The organism is Diaphorobacter sp. HDW4B (assembly GCF_011305535.1).
GTDB lineage: Bacteria > Pseudomonadota > Gammaproteobacteria > Burkholderiales > Burkholderiaceae_C > Diaphorobacter_A.
Genome location: NZ_CP049905.1, coordinates 4,325,588 through 4,339,872, shown reverse-complemented (window position 1 = coordinate 4,339,872; position 14,285 = coordinate 4,325,588). Strand labels below are relative to the sequence as shown.

The 14,285-nt window shown below is 61.5% G+C and carries 14 protein-coding genes; 6 read left to right on the top strand and 8 right to left on the bottom strand.

Annotated features, from left to right (window positions below; genetic code table 11):
* Positions 1 to 205 precede the first annotated feature (205 nt).
* From G7048_RS19900 to G7048_RS19890, 3 genes are read right to left on the bottom strand one after another with little or no spacing between them, the layout of a single operon-like run.
* Entirely contained in the window at positions 206 to 1,498 is a 1,293-nt protein-coding gene (locus G7048_RS19900; protein ID WP_166069808.1) for an FCSD flavin-binding domain-containing protein, read from the bottom strand.
* Between the two features lie 30 nt (positions 1,499 to 1,528).
* Positions 1,529 to 1,867 (bottom strand): c-type cytochrome, encoded by a 339-nt coding sequence (locus G7048_RS19895; RefSeq protein WP_166069807.1) that lies wholly within the window; start codon positions 1,865 to 1,867, stop codon positions 1,529 to 1,531.
* Positions 1,864 to 2,199, bottom strand: a complete 336-nt coding sequence (locus G7048_RS19890; protein WP_166069806.1) for a hypothetical protein — start codon at positions 2,197 to 2,199, stop codon at positions 1,864 to 1,866. The genes G7048_RS19895 and G7048_RS19890 overlap by 4 nt, the downstream gene beginning before the upstream one ends.
* 284 nt (positions 2,200 to 2,483) lie before the next feature.
* On the opposite strand from G7048_RS19890, the gene G7048_RS19885 reads away from it, so the two are divergent.
* Both G7048_RS19885 and G7048_RS19880 read left to right on the top strand, forming a co-directional pair.
* Entirely contained in the window at positions 2,484 to 2,735 is a 252-nt protein-coding gene (locus tag G7048_RS19885) for a hypothetical protein (protein WP_166069805.1), read from the top strand.
* An 8-nt stretch (positions 2,736 to 2,743) separates the two neighbouring features.
* Positions 2,744 to 4,816 (top strand): AAA family ATPase, encoded by a 2,073-nt coding sequence (locus G7048_RS19880; RefSeq protein ID WP_166069804.1) that lies wholly within the window; start codon positions 2,744 to 2,746, stop codon positions 4,814 to 4,816.
* Between the two features lie 42 nt (positions 4,817 to 4,858).
* Here G7048_RS19880 and tauA read toward each other — a convergent pair whose 3' ends face one another.
* The 4 genes from tauA to G7048_RS19860 form a co-directional block, all read right to left on the bottom strand.
* The gene (gene tauA / locus G7048_RS19875) at positions 4,859 to 5,860 is read right to left on the bottom strand and encodes a taurine ABC transporter substrate-binding protein (protein ID WP_166069803.1); all 1,002 of its coding nucleotides are present in this window, start codon (positions 5,858 to 5,860) and stop codon (positions 4,859 to 4,861) included.
* Positions 5,861 to 6,226: 366 nt separating this feature from the next.
* Positions 6,227 to 7,129, bottom strand: a complete 903-nt coding sequence (locus tag G7048_RS19870; protein ID WP_240933041.1) for an ABC transporter permease — start codon at positions 7,127 to 7,129, stop codon at positions 6,227 to 6,229.
* A 10-nt stretch (positions 7,130 to 7,139) separates the two neighbouring features.
* Positions 7,140 to 7,949: an ABC transporter ATP-binding protein gene (locus G7048_RS19865; protein ID WP_371747710.1), complete on the bottom strand. Its 810-nt coding sequence runs from the start codon at positions 7,947 to 7,949 to the stop codon at positions 7,140 to 7,142.
* 105 nt (positions 7,950 to 8,054) lie between these two features.
* Entirely contained in the window at positions 8,055 to 9,050 is a 996-nt protein-coding gene (locus G7048_RS19860) for an ABC transporter substrate-binding protein (protein ID WP_166071073.1), read from the bottom strand.
* A gap of 205 nt (positions 9,051 to 9,255) precedes the next feature.
* On the opposite strand from G7048_RS19860, the gene G7048_RS19855 reads away from it, so the two are divergent.
* A complete protein-coding gene (locus tag G7048_RS19855) occupies positions 9,256 to 9,939 on the top strand; it encodes a response regulator transcription factor (protein ID WP_166069801.1) in 684 nt (227 codons plus the stop codon).
* An 11-nt stretch (positions 9,940 to 9,950) separates the two neighbouring features.
* Positions 9,951 to 11,375, top strand: a complete 1,425-nt coding sequence (locus G7048_RS19850) for a sensor histidine kinase (protein WP_166069800.1) — start codon at positions 9,951 to 9,953, stop codon at positions 11,373 to 11,375.
* Between the two features lie 26 nt (positions 11,376 to 11,401).
* Here G7048_RS19850 and pmbA read toward each other — a convergent pair whose 3' ends face one another.
* Positions 11,402 to 12,811: a metalloprotease PmbA gene (pmbA, locus tag G7048_RS19845; protein WP_166069799.1), complete on the bottom strand. Its 1,410-nt coding sequence runs from the start codon at positions 12,809 to 12,811 to the stop codon at positions 11,402 to 11,404.
* An 81-nt stretch (positions 12,812 to 12,892) separates the two neighbouring features.
* Between pmbA and yjgA the strand changes: the two genes are divergently transcribed.
* Positions 12,893 to 13,549 (top strand): ribosome biogenesis factor YjgA, encoded by a 657-nt coding sequence (gene yjgA, locus G7048_RS19840; protein ID WP_166069798.1) that lies wholly within the window; start codon positions 12,893 to 12,895, stop codon positions 13,547 to 13,549.
* A gap of 18 nt (positions 13,550 to 13,567) precedes the next feature.
* Positions 13,568 to 14,194 (top strand): molybdopterin adenylyltransferase, encoded by a 627-nt coding sequence (mog, locus tag G7048_RS19835; protein WP_166069797.1) that lies wholly within the window; start codon positions 13,568 to 13,570, stop codon positions 14,192 to 14,194.
* Positions 14,195 to 14,285 lie beyond the last annotated feature (91 nt).

Below are 14,285 nucleotides of genomic sequence, written 5' to 3'. Positions count from 1 at the left end.
TCTTGATTTCAAAAGCCACGGCGCAGATCACGCCATGACGGCAACCAAGTTTCCCAGAAAATAGACAGGCAGGGTCGTTGCGAGCAACGCTCTTACATGAGGTTGCGCTTTGGCACTTGGGTCTCGCTGAATTCCGGCAACCTCCAAGAACCCCGCTCTCTGTCATGTACAGATCAACCATCACAACAGAGAGCGCTTCACCAACTCACATCAAACTGTCCGCCCAGATGTTCTGCGCCCAGTTCCATGCATAGGTCCCTTCCAGATCGGACGCTGCGGAAGACACGCCACCCGATCCGGGAACGGTCTTGTAGGTCTTCTCTGCCGCGTCGTACAGGTGCACGGACGCGACGTGGATGACCTGCTTGTCGCTCACGTAGCTGTAGCAGGTATTGGTGAGCATCGGCGTTGCCGCGATTTCCAAACCGGTAAGCTGCGCTACGACGGCCGCTGCTGCCACCTTGGCATGGGCGTTCGCCATGTGGCCGGACTTGGGCATGGCGGGGGCAATCTGGATCGAATCGCCGATGATGTGCACGTCCTTGGCGACGGTGGATTCAAAGGTCTGGTAGTTGACCAGACACCAGCGTGCATTCGCCGTGGCAAGGCCCGACTGCACCGCAATCGCACCCGCACGCATGGGCGGAAGCACGTTGAGCACATCCGCCTTCACATCGCTCTGCACATCGAACTTCACCACGCCTGCCTTGGCATCGACGGCGATGGCCTTGTGCTCGGGGCGATATTCGATGATGCCCTTGTAGTTTTCGGCCCAGTATTTCTTGAACAGCGGACCTTTGGATGTGACGTCCTGGTTCGCATCCAGAATCAATACTTTTGACTTCGGCTTATGCTGCTTGAAGTAGTGCGCGATCTGGCTTGCACGCTCATAAGGGCCCGGCGGGCATCGATAAGGAGCCTCCGGAATCGTGAGCGCATACACGCCGCCATCCTTCATCGATTCGAGTTGCTTGCGCAACGCCACGGTTTCGGGGCCGGCTTTCCATGCCTGCAGAATCTGACCGCTCTTGTTGGCTGCTTCGAGCCCTTCCACGCCGCTCCACATCAGGTCGATGCCAGGCGAGAGAATCAGCTTGTCATACGGCAGGGTCTGCCCGCCTGCCAACTGCACGGTCTTCTTCGCGGCGTCGATGGACTTCACCCAGTCCTTCACGCGGCGCACGCCGTGGCGGGATTCGAGGGCGGAGTAGCCGGTCGTCAGATCGCCGATCGACTTGCTGCCGCCGAGCACCAGATTGGACAGCGGGCAAGATACGAATTGATCCTGTGGTTCCACCAGCACCACATCGATCTTCTGGCCCGAGAGCATGCGCACGTACTTGGCTGCAGTCGCACCGCCATAACCTCCGCCCACAACTACCACTTTGGCCTTGGCCGCACTCGACGACGAAGATCCGCTTGCGCAACCCGTCAACGCTGCCAGAGAACCCAAGGCACCCACCGAGGCCGAAGCCTTCAAAAGATCACGTCTTTGCATGATGATTCCTTTTATTCGTTGTGCTGTGGTTCAGGGCTTCTGCGCGGCAAAGTAGTCCGCGATGGTCTTCATCTGGTCATCCGTCAGCCCCTTGGAGAGCTGATGCATGACGGTCGCCTCGCGCTTGCCATTCTTGAAGTCCTGCAGCGACGCCAGCATCTTGTCGGCAGGCATGCCGGCCAAGGTGGCCAGCGGCGATCCGGCTGCGGCCTTGCCATCCGTGCCGTGGCAGGCCGCGCAATTGGCCGCCAGTTGCCGTGTGTGCAGCGCGCGTGATGCGTCCTGCGTGGCCTGAGCCATTGCCGCGCCCGTGCCGAACAGCGTCAGCAAGAAGACTGCGGCGGCAGTCGAAGTTCGAAGCAGTTTCATGGGGGAACTCCCTTGTTTTGAATCAACGAACATGCGGCATGCACAGATAAGCAATCACGCATGAACACTGTCAATGTAGAAAGCTCAAACAAATGAATGCCTAGGGTAATCCCTTGTTCATCGGGAAAACGTTGGTGCGCGGCGATGCGTTCAAGCGGGCACTGGCGGATAAAGATATTCGCCAGAGGCATGAGGCGCGAGCTGTTGTCGCGAAGCCACTCAAGCCCCTGAAAATGCTGTGTCTCGTGCACATTCGCCGTGCGCCCTCTTGCACTTTCTTTGCGAGGCGCTGCAAAATCGCGCCTTGTTCTGTGATTGCCAGAAAAATTCATTCAGCACACAGACCCCTGCGGCTCTGGCCTGCCATTGCAGAAGATCCCGCCGCAGTTTCAGCAGCTCTCCTTCGATTCGACTTCCCGGAGACATGCCCATGACCAAGTTTGTGATCCACACCACTCAACCCTGACGCGCTTCCCATCCGTCCCGGCTGGCATTGCGCGTCGCATGAAATTCATTTTTTCATCGCGCGTGCGTTTGTCCGCTCGGGAACACCGTTTCTGATCGACGCCATTCGTACGTGCTCGCCGGGACGTTGTTCAAACGGAGCAAAGCGCACATGAGTGCCAAAACTTTCTCGCGCGATTTCGCGCAAGGGCAGACCAAGAAACTTCGCCGCATGCGCCAGCCACTGGTCATGCAGCTTCCACCGCCATCACCGCGCAACCATGTGGCGCGCGCATTGGTGTTGCGCGCCACATCGGGCGGCGCTGGCAAACACATCCGCAGTCAGGGCGCGCAGCGCCGTGCGGACAAGGTGGAGCTGCGCAGGCAGACGGCACGCAGCGGAGGACTCCAACATTGGGAATGAACAAGATCATGGAAGCAATGACTTCACCCGTCACGACAACAACAACGACCATAACGACAACCACCAACGCAGTGAACATCGACAACGAAACACACAACGCGCAGACCCTGCTCAGCAACCGCGTGGCATTGCGCCAGCAGGTGCTGGACATCACCGCCAACACGCTGAAATCCGAGCTCTTCGGGCTCGACACGCTGATCGATCGGCTCATCGATTCGGTGCGCGCGTGGTATTTGCTGCCCGAGGTAATCGACCGCCCGGTCATCGTCTGCCTCTGGGGGTTGACCGGCACCGGCAAGACCCAACTGGTGCGTCGTCTGGCCCAATTGCTGGGCTTCTACGACCGTTTTCTGGAAGTGCAGATGGACGGTTTCAGCAACAGCACGCGCGGCATGACGCGCGATTCGATTGCAGCGATGCTCGCCAGTTCTTCCATTGTGGAAGGCGAACCGGGCATCTTGTTGCTCGATGAATTCCAGCGCTTTCGCACGCGGGATCGCAAGGGCAACGACGTGGCCGTCAAGCGTTATCAGGACGTATGGGCGCTGCTCTCGGATGGCCGTCTTTCGCCGCCCATGGATGCGCTCGACCGCATCGAACTCGAACAGGCTTATCACCAGTACGAGGCCATGCAGGCGCGCGTGGACAAGGCCAACGAAGAGAGCGATAACGACGACGATGCACCACGCAAGAAGCCCAAGCAGCAGTCGCCGTTTCATCTCTCGGCCTACGATGCGCGCGACCTGCAGCATGCGCTCAAGCTCAGCGAGCCGATCACGCAGATCATGCGCTGGACACCCGACATCGTGCAGCAGCGGCTCGAACAGTTCCGCAACGATCCCAGCCGTTGGGGCACGGATCACAGCAAGCTGCTGATCCTCGTGACCGGCAATCTCGATGAGATGTACCAGGGCGTGGCCAAACGCGTACAGGACTGCGATACCGACGCCGATGTGTTCCACCGCTTCACCGAGCGGCTGTCCACCATCGACGTGAAGGAGGCGCTGTCCGAGCGCTTTCGACCCGAGCAGGTGGCGCGGCTGGGCAATCAGCACCTGGTGTTTCCGTCGCTTGATCGCAAGGCTTACGAGCGGCTGATCGCGGATGCCTGCAGCAAGCAGGTCGACGCGGTGCGCAGCGCTTTGCAGCTCGACATCGAACTCACGCCCGCCGTGCTCAAGACGCTGTACCAGAACGCCGTTTTTCCCGTGCAGGGAACACGTCCGGTGTTCTCCACCGTGCACGCCGTGCTCGGCCCCAGCCTTGGCAGCGCGGCGGTCTGGGCGATGCAGAAGTTGGCGCAGGCAGGTCTTGCCCATCGCCGTTCGCAATGCCGGTTGCAGCTCGACATGAGCGACGATGGCAAGCAGTTGGTGATGCGTCTGCAGCGCGTTGACGAGACCGATTCCATTGCGGAGCAAAGCATTGCGCTGCACCTCGAAATCGACAAGCTGCGTGAACGCGCGCAGCCCGATTTTCGAGCGCTGCTCGCGGTGCATGAAGCGGGACACGGTCTGGTCTATGCGCTGCTCAACCACTGCGCGCCAACGGACGTGCGCATCAACGTCGCATCGTTCGAAGGCGGCTACGCCAGCTACGCGCCGCGCGTGGCCGAGTCACGGCGCATGGCGCGCGACGAGATCTGCGTGACGCTTGCGGGCCGCGCTGCGGAGCTCTGGGTGTTCGGCAAGGACGCGGTGACCACCGGCGCCGAGGAAGACCTGAGCAGCGCCACACGCCACGCCGCGCGCTACCACCGCCATTGGGCGATGGGCGATCGGCTCAGTCGCACCGACGTCACCCACGATGTGGAGCAGCATGTGAACACCGACATCGACGCAAGCAACGCGCAGATCGAAGCCACGCTGCAGACCGAACTCGCACGCGCCCAGCAATTGCTGCAGGACGCGCGCGCGCCGTTCGAGAAGTTGGTGAAGGCATTGCTGGAAAACGGCTGCGTCGATGCCAAGCAGTTCGCGGCCGTCACCGGTCTCGAACTGCCAGCCAAGAGCGATGCGCTTGAACCGTGGAACGCCGCGTGGCAACGCTTTGCGGCCAACGACCTCCAGCAAGTCGCGTGAAGCAGCGCTGGTCGAGCAACCGCCAACAGCGCGGCTGCTCGACTACCTGCCCAGCGCCTTCTTCACATACTCGGTGGTGACAAAGGGGGTGTAGTCCGGCTTCACGGACTGCACCTTGCCTTGCCACTTCAGGAATGCTGCGGTGAACTTCATCGCGGTCGATGCCCAGCCGTCCAGCCAGCGCGTGCTGAGCTGCTCTTCGGCACTGGGGAATCGATACAGCGCCATCGACGCAGGCACATCCTTGGCGTCCGCCTTCGACCATTTCGCAATCGCTTTGATGGGCGCGGATTCAGGCGTCCAACGCGCCAATTCGCCGCGCACCTGTGCGCTTGCGCGGTCCAATGCCCGCACCATGGCGACCATGAATTCGGGGTTCTCCTTCGCCCATTTCGCGTTCACCGCAATGCCCTCGTAGGTCAGAAAGCCCATCTTCGCAATGCTGCCCGAAGTGGCGATCACCTTGCCGGATTTCTTCACCTTGCCGAGCACCGGATCCCACACAAAAGTGGCGTCGATGTCGCCGTTGTCCCATGCCTTGGCGATTTCCGGCGGACGCATGTTCATGATGATCACGCGCTTGGGATCGACGCCTTCGTTATTGAGCGCCGCGATCAACTGGTAATGCGCGGTGGAGAGAAACGGCACGCCGATGCGCTTGCCGATCAGATCCTTGAAACTGGTGATGTTGCTGCCATCGCGCGCCACCAGCGCTTCGGCATCGGCGATGTCCGCCGAGATCCAGAACAGCTTGATGTCCTGCCCCTGCGTGGCCGCAGCGGTGAGCGGGCTCGAACCCACCTCGCCCAACTGCACCTCGCCCGCGCCCATCGCGCCGATGACATCCGCACCGCCCGAATACATGCGCCAGTCGATCTTGTAGCCCGTGGCCTTCTCCACCTCGCCGGACTCCATCACCAGCCGCAACGGCACCGGCATGTCCTGATACGCAAACCTTACCGATTTCTCAGCAGCAAAGGCATTGCCCGTGACCGCCAAAACCGCCGCCGCCGCTGTTCCTTGCAGCAAACTCCGCTTTCTCATACCCCGTGTCTCCTAGCGTTGAAAAACCTGCGAGGAGGGAGCCCGTTTCAACCGGTTCCTGTGCGCCCTCCCTCTCTAATCCTGCTTGCCTGCGCTGAACTGTTCCGACGTTGATCGTCGGGTTCCAAGTGCATTTGTAATAATTTGTTATTCATACTAAAGCCACTCAGTTGAAACGCAATAGGGCTTTGCGCGACAAGCGGCCGATTCGTACGCCCATCGCCTGCGTTTCCGCATCCGCTCGGGGGTTGATCTCTTGACAAAGATGGGCCATCGCCAACACAAAAAAAAGGCCGCCAAGCACATGCATGCTTTACGGCCCAAGTGGAGACACCGAAGTGTTGGTGTCTGATCTTTCGTGGGTGCTCAGAACGCGGCGGGACGCCACTTGAGCATGCGTTTTTCGACGAGGCCGAGCAGGAAGTCCGCAGCCAGTGCGACCACCGCGAGGACGATCATCGCTGCGAACACACCGCTGGCATTGAACGCACCCTGAGCGGTAGAGATCAGCAGACCGATGCCTTCCTTGGCACCCAGAAATTCGCCCACCACGGCACCGACCAGCGCGAAGCCGAAGCTCACATGCAGGCTGGCGAGAATCCAGGACATGGCCGATGGAATCACGACGGCGGTCGTCAGTTGGCGGGGTGATGCGCCCAGAATCTGCGCGTTGGCGATCATGTACTTGTCGGCTTCACGCACGCCCTGAAAAGCGTTGGCGAACACCACGAAGAACACCATCACCACGGCCAGCGCCACCTTGGACGCCATGCCCAGGCCCAGTGCAATCACGAACACCGAACCGAGCACCACGCGGGGAATCGAATTGGCGATCTGGATGTAGAGGCTGAAGATGTCGGACAGCAGCTTGTTGCGGCCCAGAATGATCCCGCAGATCACGCCCGCAATGGAGCCGATCAGAAAACCGACGACGGTTTCTTCCAGCGTCACCAGCACCTGCTGCCACAGCGGGCCTTGCGACGTGCCATCGCGAATCCATTCGACGATCTGGCCCCAGATCATGCTGGGCATGGAATAAAAGAACGGGTCGATCCACCTGTTGCGCGCGGCCAGTTCCCAGCCGCCCAGAATGAAGATCAGCACCAGCACGCGCAGCGCGATGATCTTGTACTTGTAGCTGCGGATCTGCGCTTGCGCGCGCTCAGTCTCGCGGGCCAGCGCTTCTTCGCTCACCGCGCTGGGCGCGGCAGCTTGCGCTGGGCGTTCGATATGGCCGGCGGCTGCGGCAGGCATGGTCAATTCAGACATGATGGTCTCCTTACTGGATCACTACTTCTTCGCGCAGGTCGTCCCAAATTTGCTTTGAGAGCTCGATGAATTGCGCGTCGTAACGCACTTCGCTCATCACACGCGGACGTGGCAAGTCGATGTCGTACACGCGCTTGAGCGTGGCGGGGCGCGCGGTGAGCACGAACACGCGGTCGGCCAGCGCAATGGCTTCTTCCAGATCGTGGGTGACGAACACAACCGACCCGCCGGAGCTGGACCACAGACGCAGCAGCTCATCCTGCATCAGCGTGCGGGTCTGCATGTCGAGCGCAGAGAAAGGCTCGTCCATCAGCAGGATTTCGGGCTGGTTGATGAAGGTCTGCGCCAATGCCACGCGCTTGCGCATGCCGCCGGAGAGCTGGTGTGGATAGTGGTTGCCGAAGTTGGCCAGCCCCACACGGTGAATCCATTCGTCGGCCAGTTTCAGCGCTTCGGCCCGTGGCTTGCCGCGAAAGATCGGACCGACGGCCACGTTTTCGCGCACCGATTTCCATGGAAAAACAGCGTCGGCCTGGAACACGAAGCCGATGCGCGGATCGATGCCATCGACCGGCTTGCCCATCACTTTCACATTGCCCACGGTTGGCTTGAGCAACCCAGTGACAAGGTTCAGCGTGGTCGATTTGCCGCTGCCGGTGGGGCCGACGATGGCGATGAATTCGCCCTTGCCGACCTTCATCGAGAAGTTGCGCAGAGCCAAAGTGGCCGTGCCGTCGGCCGAGATGAAGCGCAGCGATACGTTGTCGAATTCGATGGCGGCATCGCCTGTGGTGGCTGTTGCCGGGGCGAGCTGCGCCACACGCGACTGCTCGGTCGCGCTGCTGGTGGAAACGTTCATGGTGATCTCCTGCGGAGGGTCGTCCGGTGGTGGGACTGAATCAGATGAAAGGAATGGAGGCCCGAATCACTTCGCGTCGATGTACGCGTTGGTGTAGGTTCTGGCCAGGTCGATGTGGGCGCTCTTCACTTGTGGCTTGTAGGCCGAGAGCACACCCAGAACCGTTTCAGGACCGCCCGCTGGCATGCGCGCATCCTTGGTGAACATGGGCAGCGAGGCCTTCAGCGCTTCCACATACAAGGCCTTGTCGCTGCCGTAGAAGTCCTTGGGCATCTTCTCGGCGATGTCTTCGGCCGAGTGCGTGGCGATGTACTGCATGGTCTTGGAGAAAGCGTGAGCCAGCTTGGTGGCCTGGTCCTTGTGCGATGCGGCCCATTCGTTGCGCACATAGAGGCTGGACGCGGGATACAGACCGCCGAGTGCGGCCCTCGTGCCTTCTTCGGTGCGCATGTCGACCAGCACCTTGGCCTCGCCGGTCTTGAGCATTTGCGACACGGTGGGCTCGGTCGTCATGCCGGCCTGAATGCGGTCCTGCTTCATCGCGGCGATGAAAGTGTTGCCCGCGCCCACGGGCAACAGCGAGTAATCCTTGGGCGCAACGCCCTGCTTTTCGACCAGATAACGCGTGAGGAATTCGGTGGAAGAACCCAACCCGGTCACGCCCAGCGTCTTGCCCTTGGCTTCAGCCACGGTCTTGAAGTTGGGGGCGGCCTTGGTGGAGACCAGTTCCACCTCGCCGGGCACCTTGCCGAACACCGCAATCGCCTGAATGTCCTTGCCCTTGGCCTGAATGTCGATGGTGTGATCGTAGAAACCCACCACGCCTTGCACGGCACCGGCGATCAACTGATTTTCCGCATCCACACCGGCAGGCTGCGATTGCAGCTCGACCTTGAGGCCCTCTTCCTTGAAGTAGCCCAGCGCATCGGCCAGCTTGGCGGGCAGGTAGATGATCTTGTTGATGCCGCCGACCATGATGGTGACGGTGTCATTGTCCGCAGCGTGGGCCGCAGGTGCCGTGGCGCAAAGTGCTGCCACGGCGACAGAGACGCAGGAAGCCATGAGGCCGCGACGGGAAAGCTGCAAGAAAGCCATGTTCATCTCCTGAAAGTTCGTTGCTTGTTGCATCGGGCTTGAGTGACTTGCGGGTCTTTGCAAACTCGCACCCCATGCGCTGATGACGAATTCAGTGTAGAAATCGCAGACTTTCGGCGCGCTTTCGCTGCGCTGCGAAAACCTTAGGTGAAAACCCTCAATACCGAATCGCATGAAAATTCTTCTGGTGGAAGACAACGTGGAGCTGGGCCAGTCGCTGGCTGAACTGCTGCGCCAGCAGTCCTTTGTGGTGGACCTGGTGGAGCGCGGCGATGCCGCCGATCAGCTGCTGCGCCAGTCGCACTACGACCTGCTGCTGCTCGATCTGAACCTGCCGCAGATGACCGGCAAGGCGCTTTTGCGGCGGCTGCGCGAACGCGGCGATGCCATGCCGGTGATCATCCTCACGGCCTCGGACTCGCTCGACCAGAAGGTGCTGTGCCTTGAGATCGGCGCGGACGACTATCTGGTCAAACCCGTGGAAATCCGCGAGCTGCTCGCGCGCATGCAGGTGATCGCCAGACGCCAGAATCCTGGCCGCGAAAACACCGTGCGCTGCGGCGATTTGCAGCTTGATCTGCGCACGCGGCAGTTCTCGGTGAACGGCGAAGATCTGGCGCTGCCGCCGCGCGAACGCAGCGTGCTGGAGGCATTGATGCTGCAGCATGGCAGCGCCCTGTCCAAGCAACGCCTGCTCGATGTGATCTACGGAATGGATGAGGAAGCAAGTGAGGACGCGCTCGAAATCTACATCCACCGCCTGCGCAAGAAGCTCGAAGCAAGCGACGCCAGCATCATGACGCTGCGCGGCGTGGGCTATCTGATCAAGCCCCGGCTCGCGCCCGATCAAGCATAGGCATCGGCGCGATGTTCAACAGCCTGCGCACCCGTCTGGCACTGTGGCTTCTGTTGCCGCTCACCGTTCTGGTGCTGGTCTGCAGCATCCTCAGCAAACGCGACGCGAACAACGTGGCCGACTACGTGCAGGACCACGACCTGCTGTCTTCCGCCAAGATTCTGTCGGAGCGCCTGATCTGGGAAGATGGCAATGTGCACGCCACCGTGCCGCCGTCCGCACTGAGCCTTTTCATGTCGCCCGCGCACGACCAGATCTACCTGAGCGTGACGGACACCGATGGCAATCTGCTCGCAGGCCAGGCCGATTTTCCACAGCCCGCCCAACTGCAACTCGCAGGTGCGGATGCCGCGCAGTGGTATGACGCCACCTGGCAAGGCCAGCCGATTCGCGCCGTCGTCACCAGCCGCGCGATGTATGACGTGGCAGGTTCGCGCCAGTTCATGATCATGGTCGGCAAAACCACGCACAGCCGCGACACCATGGTGCGCACGCTGTGGCTACCGACGCTGGAATATTTGCTCTGGGCACTGGGAATCGCGATGGTGGTGAGCGTGACCGCGCTGACGCTGGAGCTGCGCCCCTTGCTGCGCATGTCGCGCCAACTGGCCGAGCGGCCCGCCAAGGACATGGACTTTCACATCGACGCCCGTGCGCTGCAGCAAGAGCTTCGTCCGCTGGCGGACACCGTGAATCAATTCGCCCGCACCATCCGCGCACAGATCAAACGGCAACGGGAATTCATCTCGGATGCAGCCCATCAGTTGCGCACACCACTGGCCATTCAAGCCCACACGCTGGCGCAGACGCCCAAGCAGATCGAAGGCATGAACAGCGATCAACAGGCCGCGCTCTGGACGCGGCTGCAGCGCTCCAATCAGCAACTCGTGAACGTCACCAACCAGTTGCTGATGCTGGCGCAGGCCGAGCAGTCAGAAGCCCACTCGCACGCGGTTACGCCGGTCGATCTGGAAGCGCTGTGCCTGCAGGCACTGGAGCGTTTTGCGCCCGTGGCCGATCAGAAAACCATCGACCTCGGCTGGCACGGCGAGCGCGACGAACCGGATGCGAGTTTCGTCATTCAAACCGCTTCACCGTTGATCACCGAACTGATCAACAACCTGCTGGACAACGCGCTGCGCTACACGCCCGCGTCGGGACAGGTCACGCTGGGCCTGCGCGCCAAGGCAGACGGTGTGACGCTCTACGTGGAGGACAACGGCCCCGGCATTCCCGCGCAGAGCCGCGACAAGGTCTTTGACCGTTTCTACCGCATCGCCACGGATACCCAAGGCACGGGCCTTGGCCTTGCCATCGTGCAGGAAGTGGCAGACGCCTGCCATGCGGAGATTCGGCTGAGTGATGCTGTGCAGGGATCAGCCAGCCCTTCGGAGCGACCGGGGCTGCGCGTGGAAATCCACTTTCCACGGCAGTGACCTGACAGGAAGACGGGAATGCTTGATCAGCTACCCGCCACCTTCATCTTGTTGATCAGCACCGAGCCCACGGTCTTGGCGCCGTAGTTGTAGGCGTCTGCCCCTACTGCCTCGATGCCTGCGAGCATGTCCTTCAGATTGCCCGCGATGGTGATTTCCTGCACGGGGAAGGCGATCTTGCCGTTTTCCACCCAGAAGCCGCTCGCGCCGCGCGAGTAGTCGCCGGTGACGTAGTTCACGCCCTGGCCCATCAGTTCGATCACGAACAGGCCGGTGCCGAGCTTCTTGAGCATTTCATCCAGATCGTCACCCGCGCGGGTCAGGCGCGAGGTGAGCGTCAGGTTGTGCGAACCACCGGCATTGCCCGTGGTCTTCATGCCGAGCTTGCGGGCCGAGTAGCTGGAGAGGAAATAGCCTTCGACACGACCGGCATCCACCACCTTGCGGGCCTGCACGCGCACGCCTTCTTCGTCATACGGCGAGCTGCCCTTGCCGCCGAGGATGAACGGGTCTTCGTTGATGTCGATGTGCTTGGGAAACACGTCCTTGCCAAGCGAATCGACCAGGAAAGTGCTCTTGCGATACAGCGCACCGCCGCTCACCGCCTGCACAAAGCCGCCCAGCAGGCCAGCCGCCAGAGGCGACTCGAACAGCACCGGGCATTCGGTGGTGCGGACCTTGCGGCTGCCAAGACGGCTCAGAGCGCGCTCGGCGGCGTAGCGGCCAATCGCCTCGGGCGATGCCAGATCACTCGCGCTGCGCATGGAGCTGTACCAGGCGTCGCGCTGCATTTCGGCGTTGCGGCCGGGCAGAGATGCGATTGGGGCGACCGACATGCTGTGGCGCGAGCTGGCATAGCCACCGCGAAAGCCGCGTGTGTGGGCGCTGAAAAAGTGGCTTTGCTGGGCCGAAACACCCGCGCCTTCGCTGTTGGTGATGCGCTTGCTGGTGCCAAGAGCCGCCGCTTCGCATTCGAGCGACAGGCGGGCGGCTTCTTCACTGGTCACGGCCCAGGGGTGGAACAGCTCCAGATCGCGGTGGGTGCTCTCGGGCGCAATATCCTCTGCATCCGGAAGGCCAGCGACCGGGTCTTCGGCAGTGAAACGTGCAATGTCGTAAGCTGCCTGCACCGTGCGCTCGACCGCAGCCGGTGAAAAATCCGAGGTGCTTGCGTTGCCGCGGCGGTGGCCGATGTAGACCGTCACGCCCAGCGACTTGTCGCGGTTGCGCTCCACCGTTTCCAATTCGCCCTTGCGCACATTGACGCTCAAGCCGCACGCCTCCGAGGCGTCCGCTCCGGCATCGGTCGCGCCCAGCTTCTTGGCGTGCGCCAGTGCCTGATCCACCAGATCGGCAAAGAAGTCGCGGGTATAGCTAAATCCGCTCTCTGGCTGAGTCAGGGCGGCATTCTTGGCGTTGGAAGGGGATTTTTTCATATCGGCGGCTATGATACTTGCCACTTTGAGCCCCTGTTCGGCAGTTGACCGAATGGCCGGGGCCCGCTATTGACTACTGACATGCCACGCAAACCTAAAAAAGGCTACTTCGTGCGAGGTCAATTCGTTGCCGAAGGCAGCGAGTTGGACCTGCAACTGAAGGCCGAACTCAAGGGAACCGACGGTTCCACCAAAACCGAACTCAAGCGCGAAAGCGATGAGCTGCAGGACCTCGGCAAGGAACTGCTGACGCTGCGCAGCGACCTGTTCAACCGCCTGGCCCTGCCCGAAAAGCTGCACGAGGCCTTGCTGGAGGCCAAGCGCATCACCAATTTCGAGGGCAAGCGCCGCCAGATGCAGTACGTCGGCAAGCTGATGCGCAAGCTCGAAGAAGGCGAAGTCGCCGCTGTGCGCCAGGCGCTCGATGAGCAGCGCAACGGCTCGGCCGAAGAAAAGCTGTCTCTGCACTTGGCCGAACAATGGCGCGACCGCCTGATTGCACACGAAGAATCGCTCGCGATCTGGCTCGACCAGTTCCCGCGCACCGACACGCAGCAGATCCGCGCCCTGATCCGTCAGGCTCGCAAGGACGCGCCCGCCGAGGACAAGGCCGCCGAATCCCAAGGTCTCGCTCCACGCAAGACCCGCTCGTACCGCGAGCTGTTCCAACTGGTGCGCGAGCAACTGGAAGACACCAAGACCCAGTCCGACGCCGAATCGCACGAAGACGATGCCTGATCGAACCAAGCCATCAGCATGAGCACGACGACGACCTCGACCCTCCCGCCCCTGCCCGCCACGCCCGAAACGGTGAAGATCGGCATCGTCTCGATCAGCGACCGCGCGAGCACCGGCGTCTATGAAGACAAGGGCCTGCCCGCCCTGAAGGACTGGCTGACCGGCGCGCTGCACAACCCCATCACGTTCGAGCCGCGCCTGATTCCCGACGAAAAGGACGGCATCAGCGCCGCGCTCATCGAACTGGTGAACGCGGGCTGCTCGCTGGTGCTGACCACCGGCGGCACCGGTCCTGCATTGCGCGACGTGACACCCGAAGCGACGCTCGCCGTGGCCGACAAGGAAATGCCCGGCTTTGGCGAGCAGATGCGCCAGATCAGCCTGACCTTCGTGCCCACCGCGATCCTGTCGCGCCAGGTGGCGGTGATTCGTGGCCAGAGCCTGATCATCAACCTGCCCGGCCAGCCCAAGGCGATTGCCGAAACGCTGGAAGGCCTGAAGGCGGCGGACGGCACGCAGAAGGTGAACGGCATCTTCGCGGCTGTGCCTTATTGCATCGACCTGATCGGCGGACCGTATCTGGAAACGCGCGACGAGGTCTGCAAGGGCTTTCGGCCGAAGACTGCGGTGCGCACGCGCGGTTGATCACTCGCCGCTGATCGCCTCCAACAAAAGAGCCGCTGCGGTTTGCCCACAGCGGCTCTTTGCTTTTGATGGGCCCACACTGGAGCCCTAA